Source organism: Colwellia sp. BRX9-1, assembly GCF_014077195.1.
Taxonomy (GTDB): domain Bacteria; phylum Pseudomonadota; class Gammaproteobacteria; order Enterobacterales; family Alteromonadaceae; genus Colwellia_A.
This window is the reverse complement of the sequence record NZ_JACGVM010000017.1, coordinates 73,593-96,003: the sequence shown is the minus strand read 5'-3', so window position 1 is coordinate 96,003 and position 22,411 is coordinate 73,593. Positions and strand designations below refer to the sequence as shown.

Genomic DNA, 22,411 nt, shown 5'->3' with positions numbered 1-22,411 from the left:
GTAGTAAGTTATACAAATAAATGAGTGTAGGATTAATTAACCCGTCGTTTTTTACCACTTTCAGCACGTTTCTTATTTTCACTTTGAACATATACCGTATCGGTTGTTGCCATGCTTGCATGGCCCAGATCTTCTGAAATATCTTTAAGAGGGCGCCCACGTTCAATTTCCATACTTGCACCGGTATGCCTTAACCAATGGGCAGAAGCTTCTTTCAATTTTAATGCCTTATTTTCACCTTCGGATCTACGCATATTTTCATGTGCTTGATCAAAAACACTTTGAACTAAACGGCGTAAATGTCGAGATGTCATACCACCTTGGCCACGAACTTTCTCAACAAGAATTGAATTTTCATTACTTGATGGCAAACCTAATAAACCTCGGGAAGAGCGGTAACGCTCTAAAAAAGGTAAGAAATCAAGAGGAACCGTGATGTCACGCAATTTACGGCTTTTTCCAAAGACTTTAAGCCACCAATTTTCATCATCATCTTGCCAAAAGTGTCCCATTGTAGGTGACCAATTTTCACGTTCTGATAGTTCGGAAATTCTTAAAAAAAGGGTTTTTAATGCAGATATAACAAATAAATTTCGTTCAAATAGTGGGTTTTCATCAGCCATTTCAATGGCTGTATCTAAAACATATTGCCATTGGCTAGCGGTTAAACGTTTAACTTCTTTAACTTGAGAGTCTATTATAAAATGTCGGCAATCTTTTTTAGCTATTTGTGCAGGATTACCAATGCAAAAATCCTCAGCCATTAAATAGTTGTAGAAAACGATAATTGCGGTAAACATTGATGAAAGTGTTTGTTGTGATGGACGATATTTTTTCTTATCAATGATGTATTCAGATTTTAGACTTTTAGGTGCTTGGATTTTATACGGGAACCAAAGCTCATTAGCCAAGGAATAGCCATTGGATATTTTGAAACGTTCTTGATTTGATGTACCAATCCAAGTAACTGGTGGCTGCCAACAAAAGTCAGCATATTCAAGTAAGTCTGATTTACGTAATTGGTCTATTGGTTTTTTCTTTTCAATAAATGACCACAAAAGAAAACGTTCAACGTCGTTTCTAAATCGGTCATAAGTGTGAGTAGATTTATTTCTACCTATATAAGTAAGGAAGATTTTCCCCCAATCAAATTGTTCAAGCCACCAAGGTTCATTTGATGAGAATATTTTATCTAACTCTGGGTAGTCATCAAAATCAAAATCACACAAATCAATGTATGGTGGATATAAAGGAACAGGTTTATTTAACAACATTATTTTGAAAACCAAGTAGATAGTACGTATAAAGGCAGTCTAAACCATTATACGTACTATGTCCAATACTGAAGAGTATCGGACATAGTGAGCTATGTGGAATATAGGGAAGTGCTCCCCGTAATTACTCGTAGATTAAAAAACTTCTGATCTGCTATTTTAGTCTTAATCTACTTTAATTTTTTTCATAAACTTGTCGTCTAGCAACGCGATAAATTACGAACGTTGTTTATCGCGTCAAGTGTTAAGGCGCTAACCCTAGTCGTTGAAATGCAAAAGCACCAATACCTACTAGCACTAATAATAAAACAAGCTTACTTTTAACGGCTGAAGTATTTCTGTAAATACGAGGTTTATGTTCTTGTATCACTTTAGCTTCAACACCTTCAATACGACAATTAACGGCTTTGCTTTTACCGTTAGTTTGCTTTTCTACTTCAAAGTAAATTAAATCACCTACTTTAGGTTTTCTGCTCATCTCTTTTAATGATGATATATGAATAAAGGTATCTTTAGCCAGTTCACTCGATTGAATGAAGCCAAAACCTTTATTATCTTTCCAACTTGTTAATTGTCCTTTGTGCATCACGATTCCATTACAGCGTTTGGTTATAAACTATTAAAGCTTGTTCTAGGGTAAATATCATAATAATTATCATTAAAAAAGACCAGTCGAATTTGGTTCGACTGATCCTCTTTACTATAACTTAATGACGTTAATATTACATATGGTCAATAATACAATCACCAAACTCTGAACATGTAACGAGTGTTGCACCATCCATCAAACGTTCAAAATCGTAAGTGACTGTTTTAGCGTTAATGGCACCTGACATACCTTTAAGTAATAAATCAGCAGCTTCAACCCAACCCATATGTCTCAACATCATTTCTGCTGACAAAATAACAGAGCCTGGATTAACTTTGTTCAAACCCGCATATTTTGGTGCTGTGCCATGTGTTGCTTCAAAAATGGCAATATCATCATTCATGTTCGCGCCTGGTGCAATACCAATGCCGCCAACTTGTGCTGCTAATGCGTCAGATATATAGTCACCGTTCAAATTTAATGTTGCGATAACACTGTATTCTGCGGGTCTTAATAAAATTTGCTGTAGCATTGCATCAGCAATAACATCTTTAATGATGATCTCTTTACCCGTTTTTGGGTTTACAAATGAACACCAAGGACCACCCGCAATAAAGTCAGCACCAAATTCATCACGTGCTAATTGGTAACCCCATTCTTTAAAGGCACCCTCGGTATACTTCATGATATTACCTTTGTGTACTAAAGTTACCGACTCTCTGTCGTGATCAATAGCATACTGAATGGCTTTTCTCACTAAGCGTTCGGTACCTTCTTTAGATACTGGCTTAATACCTATGCCACAGTTCTCGGTGAAACGAATTTTTGTTGCGCCCATTTCATCGATTAAAAACTTAATCATTTTCTTCGCTTGATCAGATCCCGCTTTATACTCAATACCAGCATAGATATCTTCTGAATTTTCTCGAAAAATAACCATATCTACTTCGCTTGGTTTTTTAACTGGGCTTGGTACACCGGTGAACCATTGTACTGGGCGTTGGCAAACATATAGATCTAATATTTGTCTAAGTGCTACGTTTAATGAACGCATGCCACCACCTACAGGTGTAGTTAACGGCCCTTTTATACCAACTTTATATTGCTTAAACATTTCTAATGTTTCATCAGGTAACCATGTTTCTGAATCGTAAACTTGGGTTGCCTTTTCACCGGCATAAACTTCCATCCAGTGGATCTTACGATCACTGTTATAAGCTTTTTCAACAGCAGCGTTAACAACTTTTATCATTGGCGGTGTTACATCGATGCCAATACCGTCACCTTCAATAAAAGGGATAATAGGATTATTCGGGACACATAGCTGCCCGTTTTCACAGGTAATGGCTTGACCTTCAGTCGGGATTGTTACGTTCGTAGACATATATGATTCCTCTTCTTTAGCACAATAACGTTAACAGGTATTAACTTTAAAGCTATATTGTTTGAATTATGGATAAAACTGCTTATTTTAGTATAGGTTATCTTTACTTGAATGTTAAAAATAAATGAAAAAGACCTGCAACACTAATACAAAATAGATGATATTGACTATAACCGAGGTGAATAATTTAAACAACCGTTTAAATTATGTGTTTGAAAGCTATTAATAACCGCTAATGAAATAAAATAGCTTGGTGAAAGTAAACTATCTTGAGATAATTACTTTTAATATTATTTTTTAGGATTGTTGATGAAACTATTAGTACGTAACTTATCTCGCTCTACAACCGAACAAGAAATTCGGATTTTATTTTCAGCTCATGGTGGTGTCACCGAATGTACTTTAGTTTTAGACCAAGAAACGGGAAAATCTAAAGGTTTCGCGTTTGTGGCAATGCCTAATGAAGCAGAAGCTAAAAAAGCGATTAAAGCACTGCACGAAACTAGAATTGGTAGTAATAGAATTAGAGTGAAAATATCTAAGTAAGACTAATTATCATTATTAGCATTCAATAAAAAGGCTGAGTATCAATTAAGATACTCAGCCTTTTTTATCTTTATAACTTAACGAATGTTACGTTACAGTAAGCTAGACAATATAGTATTAAACGTTTCGCTTGGACGCATCGCTTTACGCGCTAGGTCAACATCAGCATAATAATAACCGTTGATGTTCATTGAAGGACCTTGAGCGGCATTTAATTCAGCAATAATTTTAGCTTCTTGCTTAGTTAATGCTTGAGCAATAGCAGTAAAACTCGCTTTTAACTCTTCATCATTTGTTTGTTCAGCAAGTGCTTGTGCCCAGTACATAGCAAGATAAAAATGGCTACCACGGTTATCTAATTCACCCACTCTACGTGAAGGCGATTTGTTTTCATCGAGGAACTTACCTGTTGCTGAATCTAGCGTATCAGCAAGTACTTGCGCTTTGTTATTCTTGGTATGAACGCTTACATGTTCTAAAGAAGCAGCAAGGGCTAAAAATTCACCCAAAGAATCCCAACGTAAATGGTTTTCTTTTTCAAATTGTTGAACATGCTTAGGTGCTGAACCACCCGCGCCTGTTTCAAATAATCCGCCGCCATTCATTAGTGGCACAATTGAAAGCATTTTAGCGCTGGTGCCTAATTCTAAAATTGGAAATAAATCAGTTAAGTAATCACGTAAAACGTTACCAGTTACTGAAATAGTATCTTCACTATTAGCAGTACGCGCTAAAGTAAACTCACAAGCTTTAACGGGTTCTAAAATCTGAATATCTAAACCTGTTGTATCATGGTCAGCTAGGTAGGTATTTACCTTTTTAATCATCTCTGCATCATGGCCACGATTTTCATCTAACCAAAATACTGTCGGTACGTTAGTTGCTTTAGCACGTGTAACAGCAAGCTTAACCCAATCTTGAATAGGCGCATCTTTAACCTGACACATTCTCCAAATATCACCTTGAGCAACGTTATGTTCTAACAAGGTTTCGCCGTTGTCATTAACTACTCGAACCGTACCTTTACCTGTCATGGTAAATGTTTTGTCATGTGAACCGTATTCTTCAGCTTTTTGCGCCATTAGACCTACGTTTGGCACTGTACCCATTGTTGTTGGGTTGAATGCACCATTTTCACGACAAAAATCGACAACCGCTGAAAAAACACCGGCGTAGTTACGATCAGGGATCATAAACTTAGTATCTTTTTGATTGCCATCACGATCCCACATCATACCAGAAGCTCTTAAAGCCGCAGGCATTGAAGCATCAATAATTACATCGCTTGGTACATGAAAATTAGTAATACCTTTGTCTGAATCAACCATCGCAACTTCTGGACGTGTGGTATAAACAGCGGCTAAATCGGCTTCAATTTCTTTTTGTTTTTCGCTTGGTAAACGAGATGTTTTTGCATAAACATCGCCAATACCATTATCGGCATCTACACCAAGTTGTTCGAAAATAGCAGCATGTTTGTCAAAAACATCTTTATAGAAAACTTTTACTGCATAGCCGAACATGATTGGATCTGAAACTTTCATCATGGTTGCTTTTAAGTGAAGAGAAAGTAAAACGCCCTCTTCTTTAGCTTTAGCTGTTTGTGTTTCATAGAATTCAATTAATGCCGCTTTGCTCATTACTGCCGCATCGATAATTTCTTTGTCTAATAACGGTAAGTGCTCTTTTAATAAAGTGACCGCACCATTTTCGCTAACGAATTCAATCTTTACATTGGTTTCGCCATTAATAGTGGTTGATTTTTCACTACCGTAAAAGTCACCCGCTGACATATGAGCAACGTGTGATTTAGAATCTTTTGACCAAGCACCCATAGAATGTGGATTTTTGCGTGCATATTGTTTAACCGAGCTAGGCGCACGACGGTCTGAGTTACCTTCACGTAGAACAGGATTAACCGCAGAGCCTAAAACTTTTGCGTAAGTAAGCTTAATAGATTGCTCAGCTTCATTTTGTGGTTCAGCTGGATAGTTTGGTAAGTTATAACCTTTAGCTTGAAGCTCTTTAATAACGGCTTCTAGCTGTGGTATTGAAGCTGAAACATTAGGTAATTTAATGATGTTAGCTTCTGGTGTTTTAGCTAACATGCCTAATTCAGATAAAGCATCACTAACACGTTGTTCTGCTGTTAAGTATTTTGGAAAGTTTGCTAATACACGTGCCGCAAGTGAAATATCACGCGTTTCAACGTTAATACCTGAAGAAGCCGTAAATGCCTGAATAATTGGTAATAAAGAGTGAGTCGCCAATGCAGGCGCTTCATCGGTAATCGTATAAATTATTTTTGTTGAATCTGAGCTCATTTACTTTCCTATTGCTAATTGCCTAATAAAGTGAAAATACCACCTGTTGGCGTTATTCATCACTCTATTACTATTAATTATTCCGCGAGAACGCTAAAGCGTATTAAAAATTTATGACTATTTATTCGCGATCTATGTGCCTGACTAAGTACAGACATAAAAAACCAGTGGCTGTACCACTGGTTAACCTGAGTATTATAAACCTTCAAGTAAGCTTCGTAAACAATATGGCTATAATTACAAATAACTATGTTGTATATATAGCCATTATTTATTCTAACCAACCTTTGTCAATTGTTAATGAAAACAATAAAGGCGAAAAAGATTTGTATTTTTCATCATTTGACGGACACTTTGCATTCTCTATATAATGCGCTTTCCATGGATCATTGATTAGCCAAATTTTATTTTTCGCTACTGCAACGCCTTCTAATGAGGTGTTACCGATAGGCTCCCAATCACTGCATTCATTATTTTCAGCACTCACTGGCGCTAAAAAACTCATAGCAATAATTTTTGTTGGTTGTTTCTTTGCCAAATCGATAATCCATAATTGATCATCATTCCTAGCTGCAGCAACGATATAACCAGGGTGATTATCCTTCGAAAGATAGTCCATACCGTTTATAGGGTGCCCACCCTGACTAAATGTCGGTAATAGAACTTCAGTATCAATTACCGGAGCAAATTCATCAGTCGCCCAAAAGTTTTCGCCTAATACCAACGAAAAAATACGCGCCAAACCCTGACTGTCTTTTTCTAAACCAAGGTATAAAGTGTTGTCCTGACCAAAAGCTAGTCCCTCGATACCATCATTAGAAAAGTCACCCACGTTATAACTTGCGTCAAATTGTAAGGGTCTAACATGCGTCATTGATAATATATTATTATCATCAAGCGCTAATCTCACAATAAGTGTGGGGTATGTTGTCGAACCGGTATTTTGAAAGCGCTGCTGACATGCCGATGAAAGTTCATCGCCATTACGGGCATCTTCGGTCACTATAATGAAAACTTTATCATTGTTAGGGTCAACCGCTAAAGCTTCAAAATCAGGCTCACCTGCTAGATACGAGGAAAAGCAGCTGGACTTTACCTGGCTAGACAGGGTCATGAGCATTGATTTTTCTTCTACTAATCCACTCGTGGGCTCAATAATATGTAATTGTTTCTGCTGAGACTTATCAGCTGAACCATCAGAGAGCGTCAGTAACTTTCCGCGCCATAGCTTTAACGCGGAGGTTTGTGGATCGAACATAACTTGCTGATCAGCTTCTACCAGCCACTTTCCCTTTAAAGTCACTTGCTGATGAATGTTATCATCAGCAAGTACAGTAAAAGCAGAGAGATAGATAGCTATAAAGGGTAGCAGCTTCATTAACAACTCAACCTGTAATTATTTTAAAAGGTGTAATATATTGGTAAGGTCAGATTTGCCTTCAGCAATTTCTTCTTGTGTTAATCCTGACAATTCATGTGGAAATACCAACCATTCATCAGACTCGTGAACATAGTAGTCTGGTTTGATATCAACCACGTTATTGGTTGGCTTATACCAAGGACAAGCAATGCGAACATCTGTTGGCATATTATTACGCGCTAATTTTTTAAGTTGTTTTATTAATGCATCAATACTGCGGCCTGAATCAAAAACATCATCAACAATTAATAAGCCATCAGTTGCATTGGCATTTTCGATAATGTAATGCAAACCATGCACTTTGATTTCTTTACTTTGTTGGTTAATGCCGTAGTAAGAAGAAGTACGGACAGCGATATGATCTGTTTCAATATTTTTAAAATCAAAATACTCCTGAACAGCAATACCAACAGGTGCTCCACCACGCCATATGCCTATGATAAATTGTGGACGAAAACCATCTTCAAAGACTTTTGCGGCCAGTCTAAAAGAATCTTCTAGTAATTCTTGTGCGGTGATAAATTTTTTATTCATAGTGGTTGTTTCTTACTGTAAAAGTAGTGTAATGTGGCGAATTATATCAATTCTTGACCGAATGGTTAAGTAAATTATTCAGTGAATTAACGTTTATTATTTACCTGTACTCAAAAAACTTGAGTTTAACTAAGAGAAGTATTAATGCAAAAAACAATATTAACAACTGCTAGTTTACTATTTAGCTTAATGTATGTTTCACCAAGTTACTCTCAAGAACTAAAAGTAGCTTCATGGAATATCGCTTGGTTAGGTTCTCATGAGTATAATAAACGAAAATCAGATGATTATCAGCAATTAGCCGTCTATGCTAAACAACTTGATGCCGATGTGATTGCTTTACAAGAAGTTGAAGATGAAAATTGGGCAAAAATGGTCTTTGGTAACGAATACGATTTTTATTTTTCAACTAAAGACTGGGTACAGCGTGTTGGTGTTGCCGTTAAAAAATCAGCGGGTTTAACAGTGGTTGCCAAAGAATATAAAGCATTAAATGTTACCCGTGTCAGACATGGTATGGACTTAACCTTATCTCGAGATGGTAAACAAATCAGGTTACTTGCTGTACATTTAAAGTCTGGTTGTTTTGCTTTGCCACTTGATAGCAAATATCTTGCAGCGATGCCAAGTAGTACAGATAAAGAATTAAGACTAAAAGAAGCCTGCACTACATTAAGTATGCAAATAGACCCACTTGAACGTTGGGTAGATGAACGAGCTAAAGATAATGAAGCCTTTATTGTACTTGGCGATTTTAACCGCAGGTTCTCACAAGATGTAAGTCATCAATATGCCGAAGACCAAGGTTTATGGCAAGCACTTGACGATGAAGGCAATGAAGCGCTTTGGACACCAACAATGACTAAAGAGTCTGCTTGTTGGGGCGGTTACTACAAAGATTATATCGACCATATTGTTTTTAACCCTAGCGCTAAAAACATGTATATCGAAAACTCTTTTGAACAATTAGTTTTCAAAGAAAAATATACTCGCGAGCTTGCTAATACATTAACAGACCATTGCCCTATTTCGGTTAAAGTACAGCTTTAAACATTTAATAAGGATTTTGAGCTAGAATAGACCACAGACATAAACCGTTGCTAGTGATAACTAGCAACACTTTATATTATCAGGACAATAGACCCACATGTATAACAAGCAACTGCCACTTATAGACCTTCACCGACATTTAGACGGAAACATTCGACCTAAAACTGTTTGGCAATTAGCTCAGAAAAATAATATTGCTTTACCTGAAACTAATTTCGAAGACTTTTTACCTCATATTAAAATTACGGACAATGAAGCCGACCTACTCGCTTTTTTAAAGAAGTTAGATTGGGGCGTGCAAGTACTCTCTTCATTAGATGATGTTATTCGCATCGGTTATGAAAATGTTGAAGATGCTTATCTGGCTAATATTGATTATGCCGAATTACGTTTTTCACCTTTTTATATGGCAATGACCCATAAACTCCCTATTGAAGGTGTTGTGGAAGCGATTATTGAAGGCGTTAACCAAGGCCGTAAAAAGTATCCGACCAAAATAAATTTAATTGGTATTTTGAGCCGTACTTTTGGAGTAGACAATTGTGAAACTGAGCTCAACGCCCTTTTAGCCAATAAAGATAATATTGTTGCACTTGATTTAGCGGGAGACGAATATAATTTTCCTGGTAGCCTTTTTGAAAGTCACTTTAAGAAAGCATCACATGCGGGTTTGCAAGTAACCGTGCATGCGGGTGAAGCGGCTGGACCAGAAAGCGTTTGGCATGCTATAGAAAAATTGGGAGCGACTAGAATTGGTCATGGTGTCGCTTGTGTAAAAGATCAAAAGCTAATGGACTACATGCTTAAACATAACATTGGTCTTGAGTCTTGCCTGACGTCAAATTATCAAACAGGTACGATAAAAGATTTAAGTCAGCACCCAGTAAAAACTTTTTTAGCAAATGGCCTTAATGTTTGTTTAAATACCGATGACCCTGCAGTTGAGAATATTGAGCTTGAAGATGAATTTAACCTTGCCAGTAACTTACTTAAACTCAGTGAAGCACAAATAACGCAATTACAAAGCAATGCCATTGAAATGAGTTTTTTAAGCCATGATGAAAAACAAACATTACGCCAATTAAAACTATAGGGTAAAGATAATATTGCTATCAATCACACTGCGATTATAAATTTTATTGGTTGTTGTTAACCTTAATGATTAATAGGTAATTGATCGTTACAGTACTTAGTATTATTATACCCATATTAACTTTTAGGCGACTTTTAAATAGTCGCCATAAACATTTTTTTCAGTAAAAAACCCTTGATAGCAGTTTGATCCCATCAAGTCTGGCTAGAAACTTACTGAGTTACACTTAAAAACTAAAGGATAACTCTTATGCCAACTCCACATATTGAAGCTCAAGCAGGCGACTTTGCAAAAACTGTATTAATGCCGGGCGACCCACTTCGCGCTAAATATATTGCCGATAATTTCTTAGAAAATGTTAAATGCGTTACACGTGTTCGAAACATGTTTGGCTACACGGGCACCTATAAAGGCAAGCCTATCTCAGTAATGGGTTCTGGAATGGGGATCCCTAGCGTTTCAATATACGCGACTGAATTATACAAAGACTACGGCGTTGAAAGTATTATTCGTATTGGTTCTTGTGGCGCTGTTCGTGATGACATTAAAGTACGTGATATTGTTATTGGTATGGCAGCAAGTACCGACTCTAACGTTAACAGACAGCGTTTTCATGGCGTTGATTTTGCCGCATGTGCAGACTTTTCATTGTTAAAGAGTGTTGTAGATACGGCTGAACGTTTAAATAAACCTGTGCGCGTTGGTAATATTTTTACGGCGGATTTATTTTATACTCCGCAGCCTGAAATGTTTGCCACCATGGAAAAGTATGGAATTTTAGCGGTAGAAATGGAAGCTGCTGGCCTTTATGGCGTTGCAGCAGAATACGGTAAAAAAGCTTTAACGGTATTAACCGTGAGCGATCATATTAAAACCGGTGAACAAACTACCGCAGATGAGCGCGAAACCACCTTTAAAGACATGATGGAATTAACCTTAGAAAGTATTCTATAACGTTATATTCGTTCATTCTGAATATAAAAAAGGGGTTAGCATTTTTGCTAACCCCTTTTTTTATAATCATTATTTACACGAATAACAGCTTTTTAATCAAAGCCACATCGCTACTTATTGTTAAAGTTAAGCTCAGTCAGAAAGCTGGTGCCGTAATCCATTTTATCAACATTAAACATTTCAGCTATGGTTTGCCCTAAATCAGCAAAGGTTGTTCGTTTACCTAAATTTACCGAAGCAATATTGTGATGATAAGCCAATACTGGCACATACTCACGGGTATGGTCGCTACCTGGCCACGTTGGATCACATCCATGGTCAGCGGTTAAAAACAGCACATCGTTATCGGTCATCGCATTGAGTACTTCAGGGATACGTAGATCGAAGGCTTCAAGTTCTTGTGCATAGCCGACCGGGTTACGTCTATGGCCAAAATCTTGGTCGAAATTAACCAAATTAGTAAATATTAATGAATTATCTGCTGCACTATTAAGATGTTTAATACTGGCATCAAGTAAAGCATCTAAGCCCGTCGCTTTGGTTTTTTCGCTAATACCTTGATGGGCAAAAATGTCAGCAATTTTACCAACACTGATCACATGCGTACCGGCATCAAAAATTTTATCTAGCACGGTTGGTGCTGGTGGTAATACCGAATAATCGCGGCGGTTACCTGTTCGAGAAAAATTGTCTGGGTTGTCACCGATAAAAGGTCTGGCAATAACTCGCCCTATATTAAGGCCTTCAAGTTCTGCTCTAACTGTTTCGCAATACTTATAAAGATTGTCTAGACCAAAATGTTCTTCATGTGCGGCAACCTGAAAAACACTATCTGCTGAGGTATAACAAATAGGTAAGCCAGTTTTGATATGCTCTTGTCCTAACTTTTCTAAGATAACCGTACCTGAGGCATGACAATTGCCTAGCATATCGCTAAAGCCAGTGGCTTTGTTAACTTTATCTATTAGGTCAACCGGAAAGGCTTCTTCTTTATTGGTGAAATATCCCCAGTCAAAGAGAACCGGCACACCTGCCATTTCCCAATGACCACTTGGGGTATCTTTACCTGTGCTTATCTCTTGTGCGTAGCCATAAGCCCCTTTTTGAGGTTCACCGCCTTGCTGTGGAAAATCGGTATTTGACGCCTCATGGCAAGCTTTAAATAAGCCTAAACTTGCCAAATTAGGTAAGTTTATCGCTTTGCCTGTCTCTGCATAATATGCTTTAGCGAGGTTAGCAAGGGTATTTGCACCTACATCACCAAACTCAGCTGCATCAGCAGAGTAACCGATACCAAAACTGTCTATTACTAAAACTATTGCGCGGGCCATAGCATTTCCTTTATGATCTTTTTTCAATATATATTCATAAATAGCAGAATAAAACATGACCACATGGTCAAGTTGTGCTAATTTACCATCTTTTGAAAATGGGGTAAATGATGCTTTAAAATATACGCGAATAAAGTAACGTATTTTTGATCATTTAACCGTAAAAGTATAAAATTAGCGTTAATTACTATCACATTATCACTAATGATAGGATTAAAACCATTTCTGAAGCTGAATTATCGACAGGCATAAACAATTGAACGCAAATAAACCGACAATCATTACAATCACAGGTCCTTCTGCATCGGGTAAAACCCTTTTTGCGCATACTATTCACGACGAACTTATCGATGAATTAGGTGAAGACGGTATTTCTATTCTAAGTGAAGACGCCTACTATCGCGATCAATCTCATTTGTCGATGTCTGAACGTGAACAAACAAACTATGATAATCCCAGTGCCTTTGAACATGACTTGTTAACTGAGCACTTAAAAAATATCACTGAAAATAAATCTATCGACGTGCCTATTTACTGTTATAAAACGCATACACGTTTAAATGAAACACGGGTATTTACACCAACGAAGATTGTGCTTGTTGAAGGTATTTTACTGCTTTCAAACAAAGCACTTAGAGATCAGTTTGATATAAAAGTCTACATGGACACGCCACTTGATATTTGTTTAGTTCGACGAATTAAACGTGATTTAACCGAGCGAAATAGAAGTGTTGAGTCGGTAACAAATCAATACTTAGAAACGGTTAGACCTATGTATTATCAATTTATTGAACCCTCTAAAGCATGGGCTGATATAGTGATCACACGAGGCGGAAAAAACAGAATGGCGATTGAAGTACTTAAAGCAAAAATTCGTCAACTGTCAAAATTACCACTACAAAAATAACAATAACAATAACAATAACAATAAAAAATATTAAGGGGTATGTATGGATTTTGCCGCATTTAGAGGGGTAATAGGCATATTTGTTTTATTAGCCATTGCCTATGGAATTTCTAAAAGTAGAAAGGACATTAATTTTCGTACGGTAGGTTTTGCATTTTTGCTGCAACTATTACTTGGTGCGTTTGTTTTATATGTCCCCTTTGGCAAAGACGTATTGACCACGATTACTTCAAGTGTTCAAAGTGTTATTGATAGTGCCAAGGTCGGTATTAACTTCCTCTTTGGTGGCTTAGGCACAGACGCTATGTACGAGAATGGTGTTGGTTTTGTCTTTGCTGTACGTGTTTTACCTAATATTATTTTCTTTTCTTCATTAATCGCCGTACTTTATTATCTTGGCATTATGCAGTGGGTTATTAAAATTATTGGTGGTAGTTTACAAAAACTGTTAAAAACCAGTAAACCCGAGTCACTATCAGCGACTGCCAATATCTTTGTTGGTCAAACAGAAGCCCCCTTAGTTGTTCGACCTTACATTGCTAAAATGACTCAGTCTGAACTATTTGCCATTATGGTTGGTGGCTTAGCCTCTGTTGCTGGTTCTATTATGGCGGGTTATGCGGGTTTAGGCATAGAGCTTAAATACCTAATAGCGGCGTCGTTTATGGCGGCACCGGGTGGCTTACTGATGGCTAAAATTATTTGCCCTGAAACAGAGCCTGAAAAAATTGTTCAAGACTCGATAGACTTTGATGAAGGCGATGAAAAGCCTGCTAATGTTATTGATGCTGCTGCATCTGGCGCGGCATCTGGATTAAAACTAGCGGTGAATGTGGGTGCGATGCTATTAGCTTTTATTGCTTTAATTGCTCTCCTCAATACCATTGTTGGCGGTATTAGTGGTTTATTCGGCTACGATAATATTACCATCGAACTTATTTTAGGCTACGTGTTTGCTCCCTTCGCTTTCATTATTGGTGTACCGGTTAATGAAATGCTACAAGCAGGTAGTTTTATCGGCCAAAAAGTTGTGGTCAATGAATTTTTTGCTTATGTTAATTTTGTTGAAATTAAAGATACACTTTCACCGGTAACCCAAGCCATTGTCACCTTTGCATTGTGCGGCTTTGCTAACTTATCTTCCATCGCAATTTTGTTAGGTGGTATTGGTTCAATGGCGCCTAGTCGCCGACGTGATATCGCACGCCTTGGTATGCACGCAATGTTAGCGGCAACCTTAGCTAATTTAATGAGCGCAGCTATTGCTGGCGTATTCATTTCTTTATAAATAATTGATAGGAAAATAAACGTTATGTCTGACCTTAAAGCCATCGCTCAACGCGCACTTTCGTTAATTGATTTGACAAGTTTAACCGATAGCGAAACAGAAGAAGAAATTATAACCTTGTGTCAACAAGCAAATTCTATCGGTGGCGTCACTGCTGCTATCTGTATTTTTCCTCGCTTTGTGCCTTTGGCAAAAAAGACGTTAAAAGCGCAACAAACACCACAGATAAAAATTGCTACCGTCACTAACTTCCCGCACGGTAATGATGATATAGATATCGCATTAGCTGAAACACAAGCCGCTGTCGCATACGGCGCCGACGAAGTCGATTTAGTTTTTCCTTACCGAGCTCTAATGGAAGGTAATGAAGCGATTGGTTTTGATATGGTCAAAGTGTGTAAACAAGCTTGTGGTGAATTTGCTAAGTTGAAGGTGATTATTGAAACGGGTGAGCTTAAATCACCTGCGTTGATTGAACATGCCAGTGAAATTGCTATTAATGCCGGTGCTGACTTTATCAAAACCTCAACGGGGAAAGTTGCGGTAAATGCAACACCAGAAGCCGCAAAAATAATGCTTGAAGTGATAAAAAACAAAAATATCAATGTCGGTTTTAAACCCGCAGGTGGTGTTAAAAACGCAGAAGATGCAGCCGTTTATCTTGCTTTAGCCGATAGTATCTTAGGCAGTGAGTGGGCTGATAATAACCACTTTCGCTTTGGTGCAAGTAGCTTACTTAACAGTTTACTTGACACACTAGGACACAGCACAGAAAATACCTCAGCAACTAACTACTGATCTCCTTTGATAAAGAAGTAACTCATGGCACAACTGTATTTTTATTATTCATCAATGAATGCGGGTAAATCTACTCATTTGCTGCAATCGTCTTATAATTATCGTGAGCGCGGCTTAACTACCGCAATTTATACGGCGCAAATTGATGACAGATTCGCCAAAGGCAAAGTCGCTTCGCGCTTAGGTATAGACGCAGATGCTTTCTTATTTGATGATAGCATCAATATGTTTACTGAAATAAAAGATAAACATCAAGCCGCTAAAATAGATTGTGTACTGATTGATGAAGCACAGTTTTTGTCAACTGAACAAGTTAAGCAGTTAACGGATGTTGTCGATCTCTTACATATTCCCGTGTTAGCCTACGGGATAAGAACTGACTTTCTTGGTGAAACTTTTTCAGGCAGCGCTGCCCTGCTTGCTTGGGCCGATAAGTTAGTCGAATTAAAAACAATTTGCCATTGTGGCCGCAAAGCTAATTTTGTTATCAGACAAGATGAAAATGGTGTACCTGTAAAAGTAGGTCAACAAGTAGAAGTGGGCGGCAATGAACGTTATGAGCCATTATGCAGAGCCCATTTTAAACAATTGGTCTGGTAAATATCTAGATTAAAGCACTTGTTGCTAACAATATATTCAGCTAAATTTCCTCTATACCTTTAAAAAACAAGGAATATTCCATGTCAGTTTTTGAAAGCTCTCATCCTCTGGTTAAACACAAAGTCAGTTTACTACGCGATAATAACATTTCAGTTAAAGCCTTTCGAGAATTAACCAAAGAGATATCAATGTTATTAACGGTTGAGGCCACTCAACACCTTAGTATTAAAAATATCCCATTAACTTGTTGGTCTGGCGAAATTTCAGTGCCAACTCTTGCTGATAAACAACCCACACTGGTACCCATTCTACGTGCCGGTTTAGGTATGCTTGAAGGCTCACTGTCAATACTGCCGTGTGCAAAAATAAGTGTTGTCGGTATACAACGTAATGAAGACACATTAGCGGCAGAAAGTTATTACGAGAATATTATCTCTGATATAGAAAGTCGAACAGCGATTATTATTGATCCTATGCTAGCGACTGGCGGCACAGCATTAGCAACCATAGATCTATTAAAGGCATCGGGATGTAAAACAATCATTGCACTATTTTTGGTCGCTGCCCCTGAAGGTATAAAATTGCTTGAGGATGCTCACCCTGATGTCACGTTAACGATTGGTGTGATAGATGAGAAACTTAACGAACAAGGTTATATTTTACCGGGTCTGGGCGATGCCGGTGATAAAATCTTTGGTACGCTGTAATTAATGCGACTTGCTTAAACTAATCACTTTTTTAATAAGTGATTAGTTAGCAAGATATTACCTATATCGGCATTGTCTATAACTGCTTTGTTTATATCGGCCTTATTTAATAAATAACCGGTGGTAATTCAGGACTTTCTTCAGAATAAGTGATCGCTTGTTTAAATTGCTCTGCGGCTAACAGCGCTGAATTTTCGTCTTTGGCGTGTACACGAGCGATGACTTCACCACTATTAACCTGAACCCCAAGCGGTAAAATTCTATCGAAGCCAACACTGTGGTTAACTTTTTGTTTTGGCGCAGTTCTGCCGCCGCCTAATCCCACCACTGACATACCAATATCTCGAGTGTTCATTTGAGCTAAATAGCCATGTTGACTGGCTTTAACTTCCATAATAATGGCCGCTTTATTCATTGAGCCCCATGGGTTTTCAACAAAATCTTTTGGCCCGCCTAACGCCGCTATCATCCGCTCAAATATTTCAGCTGCTTGACCTGAATGAAGGGCTTTGTCAATTTTAAGGTAAGCGGTTTGCTCATCGCTGGCTAAGCCCGAATTCACAAGCATCGCACAGGCTAATGTTTTAACGACTTTATGTAAACGAGGTTCGCGTTGTTTACCCGTCAGATATTTAGCGGTTTCATACATTTCAATGGCATTACCAGCACTGGTGCCTAATACCTGATTCATGTCAGTAATGATCGCTTGAGTCTTAACCCCTGCACCATTGGCGACACTAGAAATACTATCGGCAAGCGCTTTAGCATCTTCAAGAGATGACATCATCGCGCCATTACCCACTTTGACATCCATCACTAAAGTATCAAGACCTGCTGCAAGTTTCTTAGATAAAATTGAAGCGGTTATCAGTGGAATAGATTCAACCGTCGCGGTCACATCACGAATACCATAAAGGCGTTTATCTGCTGGCGCTAAATTATCTGTTTGAGAAATAATGGCTACGCCCACGTCTTTAACAATTCGCTTAAACTCGCTAATTGTTGGTTCTACATTAAAACCGGCAATACTTTCTAATTTATCTGATGTACCTCCGGTATGCCCTAACCCTCTCCCTGAGATCATTGGCACATAAGCGCCACACGCAGAAACAATAGCAGCTAACATAAAGCTGACTTTATCACCTACGCCACCCGTAGAGTGTTTATCAACGATGGGGGCATCATAGCCCTCCCAAGAGAGCACATCACCCGAGTTCATCATGGCGGTGGTGAGCGTTACTTTTTCTTCAACCGATAATCCTTGCTGAAAAATTGCCATCGCCATTGCACCGACTTGGCTGTCAGAAAAGCTACCATCAACTAAACCATTAACAAAATCGTGAATTTGGCTTTGATTGAGAATTTTACCATCGCGCTTAGTGCGAATAATTTCTTGGGGTAATATCATTGATGGATATCCTTAAATGTCCAATAAATATTTTGGCGTAAAAGCATCAGGTAAAAGCTCAGCGACACTCCACACTTGTTGTTTGTCTTTGTGATTAAACGCTATCACAGGTGCTGATTGTTCAAAAAATTCAGCAATAACCTGTCGGCAAGCGCCACACGGAGGTGTCATTTTTTCTTGCTCGGTATATATAACGATCATTTGAAAACTTTGCTCACCCTTTATCACAGCATGGCTTATGCAATTTCGTTCTGCACAGACAGTTAAACCGTAAGAGGCATTTTCAACATTACACCCTTGGACAATCGTACCGGAAGTGGTTAAAGCCGCAGCACCGACATGAAACTTACTATAAGGCGCATAAGCTTTTAAATAAGCTTCTTTAGCGGCTACTTTTAATTCTGCAGGTATTTCTATGGTATTTTTATTCATTATTGTAAAAATTCAAGAGTAATGTAGACCTATGAGAATACCATAGCTGACCAAGTGGTCAAGTAATGCATTTAAGGTATCACTTACATGGCTAAATTTTTTGTAAAAAAAACCCTTTAGCAAACTAAAGGGTTTATATTTCAATAGATTACAGTGTGGTTAGAACTTGTAGCTAACACCCACTTTTATACGCCATGCAGAATCAGTCGTATAAAATTTATTGTCTGCGTAACTACCATCATCATTTTGTGAGATAGAACGGCCATATACATATTGTCTTGTTGCTGGGTCAACAGTAAATTCAACTAACTCTTGAGTACCGAAGTCGCTTCCGTATACTTTACCTTTGCTGCTATCTACAAGATTTAATAGATTATCAACCGTTAAGTAAACCATACCTTTGTGGCCTTCTTTAAACCCTGGGATTTCTTGACGAATGCTTAAATCAAGTGTTGTTACCCATGGAGTAGTTATTACGCCTTTTGGTAAGTAACCACCGGCATATTTATCTAAACCTAAGTCGTTAATCGCTTCAAAGAAGTTAGCTTCATTTTCCGCTGAAGTGAAAACAACGTTAGTATCACCTGGTGTAGGAATATAAGGTAAGAACGAATCGTTAGTAGTACCAGGGCTTAATAAACCATAAGGGTCGCGACCTGGGCCACTTCTTCCATCTACGTCAGTACCGTCAGCATAGAAAGTTACTGGCTTGCCTGAACGGCGTTCGAAGAACAAGTTGATATTAGTTTTGTAACCCGCAACAAATTCAGTTTCATAACCTAAGTTAACAACAAATCTGTGTTCTGTTTCAAAACCAGAACGACCTACTACAGCGTCATTACGGTTAATCACCGTATTATAGCCAAAGTTACTGCCTGCTGTAGCACTTGTACTTGTGTGTGCATCAGTTACATCTTGGTTAGTGTATGACGTTGTTAATCTAACACCACTGTCCCAATCTTTGTTCAAAACAACGCTGAAGATTTTAGAACGACCATCTTTACCGGCATTTGTTAACATTAGGTCAGTAATTGAACCATCGGCATCATCATAGATAGTACGACCGCCATCTGCTGTCGTGCCATCTTCGTCACCCAACAAACTTGCGTCTTGCCAAAAAGCAGTATTCTCTGACTTTTTGTATAAGTATTCTGTGGTTAATAAAAAGTCTTCACCTAATACCGGAATATCGAAGCGGTAATCAAGAGCTATCTGGTAGCGCCAATCAGAAGGTAAATCAAAGTTTGGATCAACAAAGTTTGTGCCAGCAAATGTGGTTGAATTAGCTACTGTGTCTTTATCTTCTTGACGTGGACCGTTAATATCTACATTTTCAAAGGTACCGTTTGCAAAAACTTCACCAATTCCAACGCCAGGGTTTGAATAAGAGTTAGATACCCAAACTGTTGGTTGACCACCAGAATAACGACCAACACCACCGCGAACGATAAGGTCATCACTTGCATCCCACTTAATACCAAAGCGTGGTAAGAAAATACCCGTGCCGTCTAAGTTGTCTGTGTTGTCAAAACCTGTACGTGCTTGAGATTGTTCGTTATAGGTAGGTATGTCGCTAGACGCTAACATTTCGTATCTTAAACCCATGTCGATAGTAATATCGTCATTGAACATCCATTCATCTTGAATGTAAAAAGCATGCTCGTCACGAACAAATGAAGCGGCTGCGTCATTTGGATCTAAGCTCGTTGCATTTTGGTAGATAACTCTGTTTGCCACTTTATTTTCAAAGTCTTCAATACTACCAAAACGGTAATCGCCTTTGGTGTTTTGTAAAAACAAGTTGAAAATGTCTAAACGCTTAAACTGGTAACCAAAAGTTAAACTGTGATCGCCAACTAGGTAATCACCGTCTATAGCCATGATAAAAGTCTTTTTATGTAAATCGTTAGAATGGCGAGAGTGATCTGCACCAATTGCGATATCACCAGAATCAGCTTGAATAACAGTGTCAGAATAATCACCTAATGAAGCTTGAGTTGTTGGGTTATCAAGGTAAGTTAGGCTAAGTTGAGTTGAAAAATCGTCATTCCAATCAGAATAAAGTTTAAACGCGTAGTTGTTTAATTCTTCAGTTCTGTCATACCAATGTGATGATAAACGTAATTCGCCACCATAAGTAGACTGGTTACGTGTACTGTTACCTTTAGTATATTGGTAAGTAAACGCTGAACGATGATCATCGTTAATGTTCCAATCGAGTTTCAACAATAATTTTTCATCGTCTACTTTAGGAGATAAATCCCATTCGCCTGGCTCTACGCCGTAGACTTCACGAGCAATTCTTTGTACTTCTAAAACATCAGCAACGCTGGCATCAGCAGAGTTAGGTACGTTAGCGCCATCTGGTCCCCACTCAACAGTTGATGTTGCTTCGTAATATTCGTATGAAGCGAAGAAAAACAATTCATCTTCAATAATAGCGCCACCAAGGGTTGCACCAAAAGTTGTTTCATCAAAATCTAATGGTGCTTCGTCTGTACCATTTTTAGGTGTGCCGGCCATGCCGTCATTTTGAGTTTCATAAAAGAATGAACCTGATAACTCGTTGGTACCTGATTTTGTTACTGCGTTAATCTTAGCGCCTTGGAAGCCGCTGTCTTTTGCATTGAAAGGAGTAACATCGATAGTTACCTGTTCAATCGCGTCAAGAGAAATAGGTGAACGCGTTGTAGGGTAACCATTGGCATTCAAACCAAAGTCATCATTTTGGCTAATACCGTCAACACTGATGCTGTTAAATCTTGGGTTAGTACCGGCAACACTTAACTCGCCATCTTTAGAAGATAAAACGGCTAGAGGGTTGTTACGAACGATATCTTTGATATCACGGTCGAAACTTGGAGCATTAACAATATCATCAGCACCAAAATAACTGTTGCTACCAATATTATTAGAAAAAATCTTGCTACCTGTTACAGAAATACGTTCAACATCGTCTGCAGCTTCAAGTTTTGCATTTAAACGAAAGGTATCACCTAGTGTTAAAAAGATATCTCTGTAAACAGTAACACCTTTTTCGCCAGTGATTTTAATCGTGTAAGGACCGCCTACGCGAAGACCTTTACTTGAAAAGTTACCAGCGTCGTTAGAAGTGGTAAGCGTTTTTGTGCCTGAAGGTTCGTGGATAATTTCAATTTTTGCGTTAACTGAAATAGCACCCGCTGAATTTTCAATACTACCTCGAATAGCGGAGGAGGTATCGTTTGCCATAGCAGAAGTCGATAAGCCAAGTGCAAAAATAACTGCACTTGAAATAAGTGAGAGACGTTGAGTGTTCATCGGTTATTCCTTGATTACGTTTTTAAGTGTTTACGAATTATTTTTTTTTAGCAACCAAAAAACTTAACCAGTTGCTCTGTTTTTAATTTCGGATGAAATTAGACCAGATTTTTATTACACTTTCATTACATATTTTCAGAGTTTTTGAAATTCAAATAGTATCTGTTAGTGATTAAAAAGAAATCAACCAGAAAAGCATTTTAAAAAGCCTTAATAAACAACGGGATGCATCTTAAGCTTATGACTATCATTTATATTAATAACGAAGATGGCCTTTATATAAGATATTGTTATCTATAAACAGGTTTAAGGCTTTTTAGTTATAAGCTTAGTGAGCCAATTTAGATAAAAAACAAACCATAATAAACAATTAGCCATATATACATGGCCTTAAGCCAATTAATACTCATTATTTAACTAAATGTTTTTATATAGAGAAATTAAAAACATCAACTAAAGCACTAAAGTTCCC

Annotated in this window: 18 protein-coding genes and 1 pseudogene; 9 read left to right on the top strand and 10 right to left on the bottom strand. The window is 38.0% G+C overall.

Features of this window, described 5'->3' with window-relative positions:
* Window positions 1–32 precede the first annotated feature (32 nt).
* The 3 genes and pseudogenes from H4J76_RS15100 to icd form a co-directional block, all read right to left on the bottom strand.
* Complete coding sequence (locus tag H4J76_RS15100; RefSeq protein WP_182215169.1) at window positions 33–1,274, bottom strand: tyrosine-type recombinase/integrase; 1,242 nt, start codon at window positions 1,272–1,274, stop codon at window positions 33–35.
* 372 nt (window positions 1,275–1,646) lie between these two features.
* A pseudogene (locus tag H4J76_RS15095) lies at window positions 1,647–1,860 on the bottom strand (cold shock domain-containing protein); the annotation flags it as partial.
* A gap of 136 nt (window positions 1,861–1,996) precedes the next feature.
* Complete coding sequence (gene icd, locus H4J76_RS15090) at window positions 1,997–3,247, bottom strand: NADP-dependent isocitrate dehydrogenase (RefSeq protein WP_182230903.1); 1,251 nt, start codon at window positions 3,245–3,247, stop codon at window positions 1,997–1,999.
* A gap of 309 nt (window positions 3,248–3,556) precedes the next feature.
* Here icd and H4J76_RS15085 point away from each other — a divergent pair, with 309 nt between their 5' ends.
* A complete protein-coding gene (locus tag H4J76_RS15085) occupies window positions 3,557–3,793 on the top strand; it encodes an RNA-binding protein (protein ID WP_070373576.1) in 237 nt (78 codons plus the stop codon).
* Between the two features lie 92 nt (window positions 3,794–3,885).
* On the opposite strand, the gene H4J76_RS15080 is transcribed toward H4J76_RS15085, so the two are convergent.
* The 3 genes from H4J76_RS15080 to H4J76_RS15070 all read right to left on the bottom strand — a co-directional run bounded on the left by H4J76_RS15080 (window position 3,886) and on the right by H4J76_RS15070 (window position 8,071).
* A complete protein-coding gene (locus H4J76_RS15080; protein ID WP_182230902.1) occupies window positions 3,886–6,117 on the bottom strand; it encodes an NADP-dependent isocitrate dehydrogenase in 2,232 nt (743 codons plus the stop codon).
* A gap of 271 nt (window positions 6,118–6,388) precedes the next feature.
* Window positions 6,389–7,495: a hypothetical protein gene (locus tag H4J76_RS15075; protein WP_182230901.1), complete on the bottom strand. Its 1,107-nt coding sequence runs from the start codon at window positions 7,493–7,495 to the stop codon at window positions 6,389–6,391.
* Window positions 7,496–7,513: 18 nt separating this feature from the next.
* Entirely contained in the window at window positions 7,514–8,071 is a 558-nt protein-coding gene (locus H4J76_RS15070; protein ID WP_146800083.1) for a phosphoribosyltransferase, read from the bottom strand.
* Between the two features lie 144 nt (window positions 8,072–8,215).
* Here H4J76_RS15070 and H4J76_RS15065 point away from each other — a divergent pair, with 144 nt between their 5' ends.
* From H4J76_RS15065 to deoD, 3 genes are all read left to right on the top strand, one after another.
* Window positions 8,216–9,121, top strand: a complete 906-nt coding sequence (locus H4J76_RS15065) for an endonuclease/exonuclease/phosphatase family protein (RefSeq protein ID WP_182221940.1) — start codon at window positions 8,216–8,218, stop codon at window positions 9,119–9,121.
* 97 nt (window positions 9,122–9,218) lie between these two features.
* Window positions 9,219–10,214, top strand: a complete 996-nt coding sequence (add, locus tag H4J76_RS15060) for an adenosine deaminase (protein WP_182230900.1) — start codon at window positions 9,219–9,221, stop codon at window positions 10,212–10,214.
* A 249-nt stretch (window positions 10,215–10,463) separates the two neighbouring features.
* The gene (deoD, locus tag H4J76_RS15055) at window positions 10,464–11,168 is read left to right on the top strand and encodes a purine-nucleoside phosphorylase (protein WP_146800086.1); all 705 of its coding nucleotides are present in this window, start codon (window positions 10,464–10,466) and stop codon (window positions 11,166–11,168) included.
* 110 nt (window positions 11,169–11,278) lie between these two features.
* Here the strand turns inward: deoD and H4J76_RS15050 are convergent, their stop codons facing one another.
* On the bottom strand, window positions 11,279–12,499 hold the full coding sequence (locus tag H4J76_RS15050) for a phosphopentomutase (RefSeq protein WP_182215179.1): 1,221 nt from the start codon (window positions 12,497–12,499) through the stop codon (window positions 11,279–11,281).
* 256 nt (window positions 12,500–12,755) lie between these two features.
* On the opposite strand from H4J76_RS15050, the gene udk reads away from it, so the two are divergent.
* The 5 genes from udk (at window position 12,756) to upp (ending at window position 16,799) form a co-directional block, all read left to right on the top strand.
* Window positions 12,756–13,406 carry a uridine kinase gene (udk, locus tag H4J76_RS15045; RefSeq protein ID WP_070373568.1) on the top strand — a complete coding sequence of 217 codons (651 nt, stop codon included), beginning with the start codon at window positions 12,756–12,758 and terminating at the stop codon, window positions 13,404–13,406.
* A 43-nt stretch (window positions 13,407–13,449) separates the two neighbouring features.
* Complete coding sequence (locus H4J76_RS15040) at window positions 13,450–14,694, top strand: NupC/NupG family nucleoside CNT transporter (RefSeq protein ID WP_182215181.1); 1,245 nt, start codon at window positions 13,450–13,452, stop codon at window positions 14,692–14,694.
* Between the two features lie 24 nt (window positions 14,695–14,718).
* Window positions 14,719–15,492: a deoxyribose-phosphate aldolase gene (gene deoC / locus H4J76_RS15035; RefSeq protein WP_182230899.1), complete on the top strand. Its 774-nt coding sequence runs from the start codon at window positions 14,719–14,721 to the stop codon at window positions 15,490–15,492.
* Window positions 15,493–15,516: 24 nt separating this feature from the next.
* Window positions 15,517–16,092: a thymidine kinase gene (locus tag H4J76_RS15030; protein ID WP_070373565.1), complete on the top strand. Its 576-nt coding sequence runs from the start codon at window positions 15,517–15,519 to the stop codon at window positions 16,090–16,092.
* Between the two features lie 80 nt (window positions 16,093–16,172).
* Complete coding sequence (upp, locus tag H4J76_RS15025; RefSeq protein WP_182230898.1) at window positions 16,173–16,799, top strand: uracil phosphoribosyltransferase; 627 nt, start codon at window positions 16,173–16,175, stop codon at window positions 16,797–16,799.
* A gap of 106 nt (window positions 16,800–16,905) precedes the next feature.
* Here upp and deoA read toward each other — a convergent pair whose 3' ends face one another.
* The 3 genes from deoA to H4J76_RS15010 form a co-directional block, all read right to left on the bottom strand.
* Window positions 16,906–18,207, bottom strand: coding sequence for a thymidine phosphorylase (gene deoA, locus H4J76_RS15020; RefSeq protein WP_182215185.1), 1,302 nt, complete (start codon window positions 18,205–18,207; stop codon window positions 16,906–16,908).
* Window positions 18,208–18,219: 12 nt separating this feature from the next.
* Window positions 18,220–18,639 (bottom strand): cytidine deaminase, encoded by a 420-nt coding sequence (locus H4J76_RS15015; RefSeq protein ID WP_070373562.1) that lies wholly within the window; start codon window positions 18,637–18,639, stop codon window positions 18,220–18,222.
* A gap of 159 nt (window positions 18,640–18,798) precedes the next feature.
* Entirely contained in the window at window positions 18,799–21,939 is a 3,141-nt protein-coding gene (locus tag H4J76_RS15010) for a TonB-dependent receptor (protein WP_182230897.1), read from the bottom strand.
* Between the last annotated feature and the right edge of the window lie 472 nt (window positions 21,940–22,411).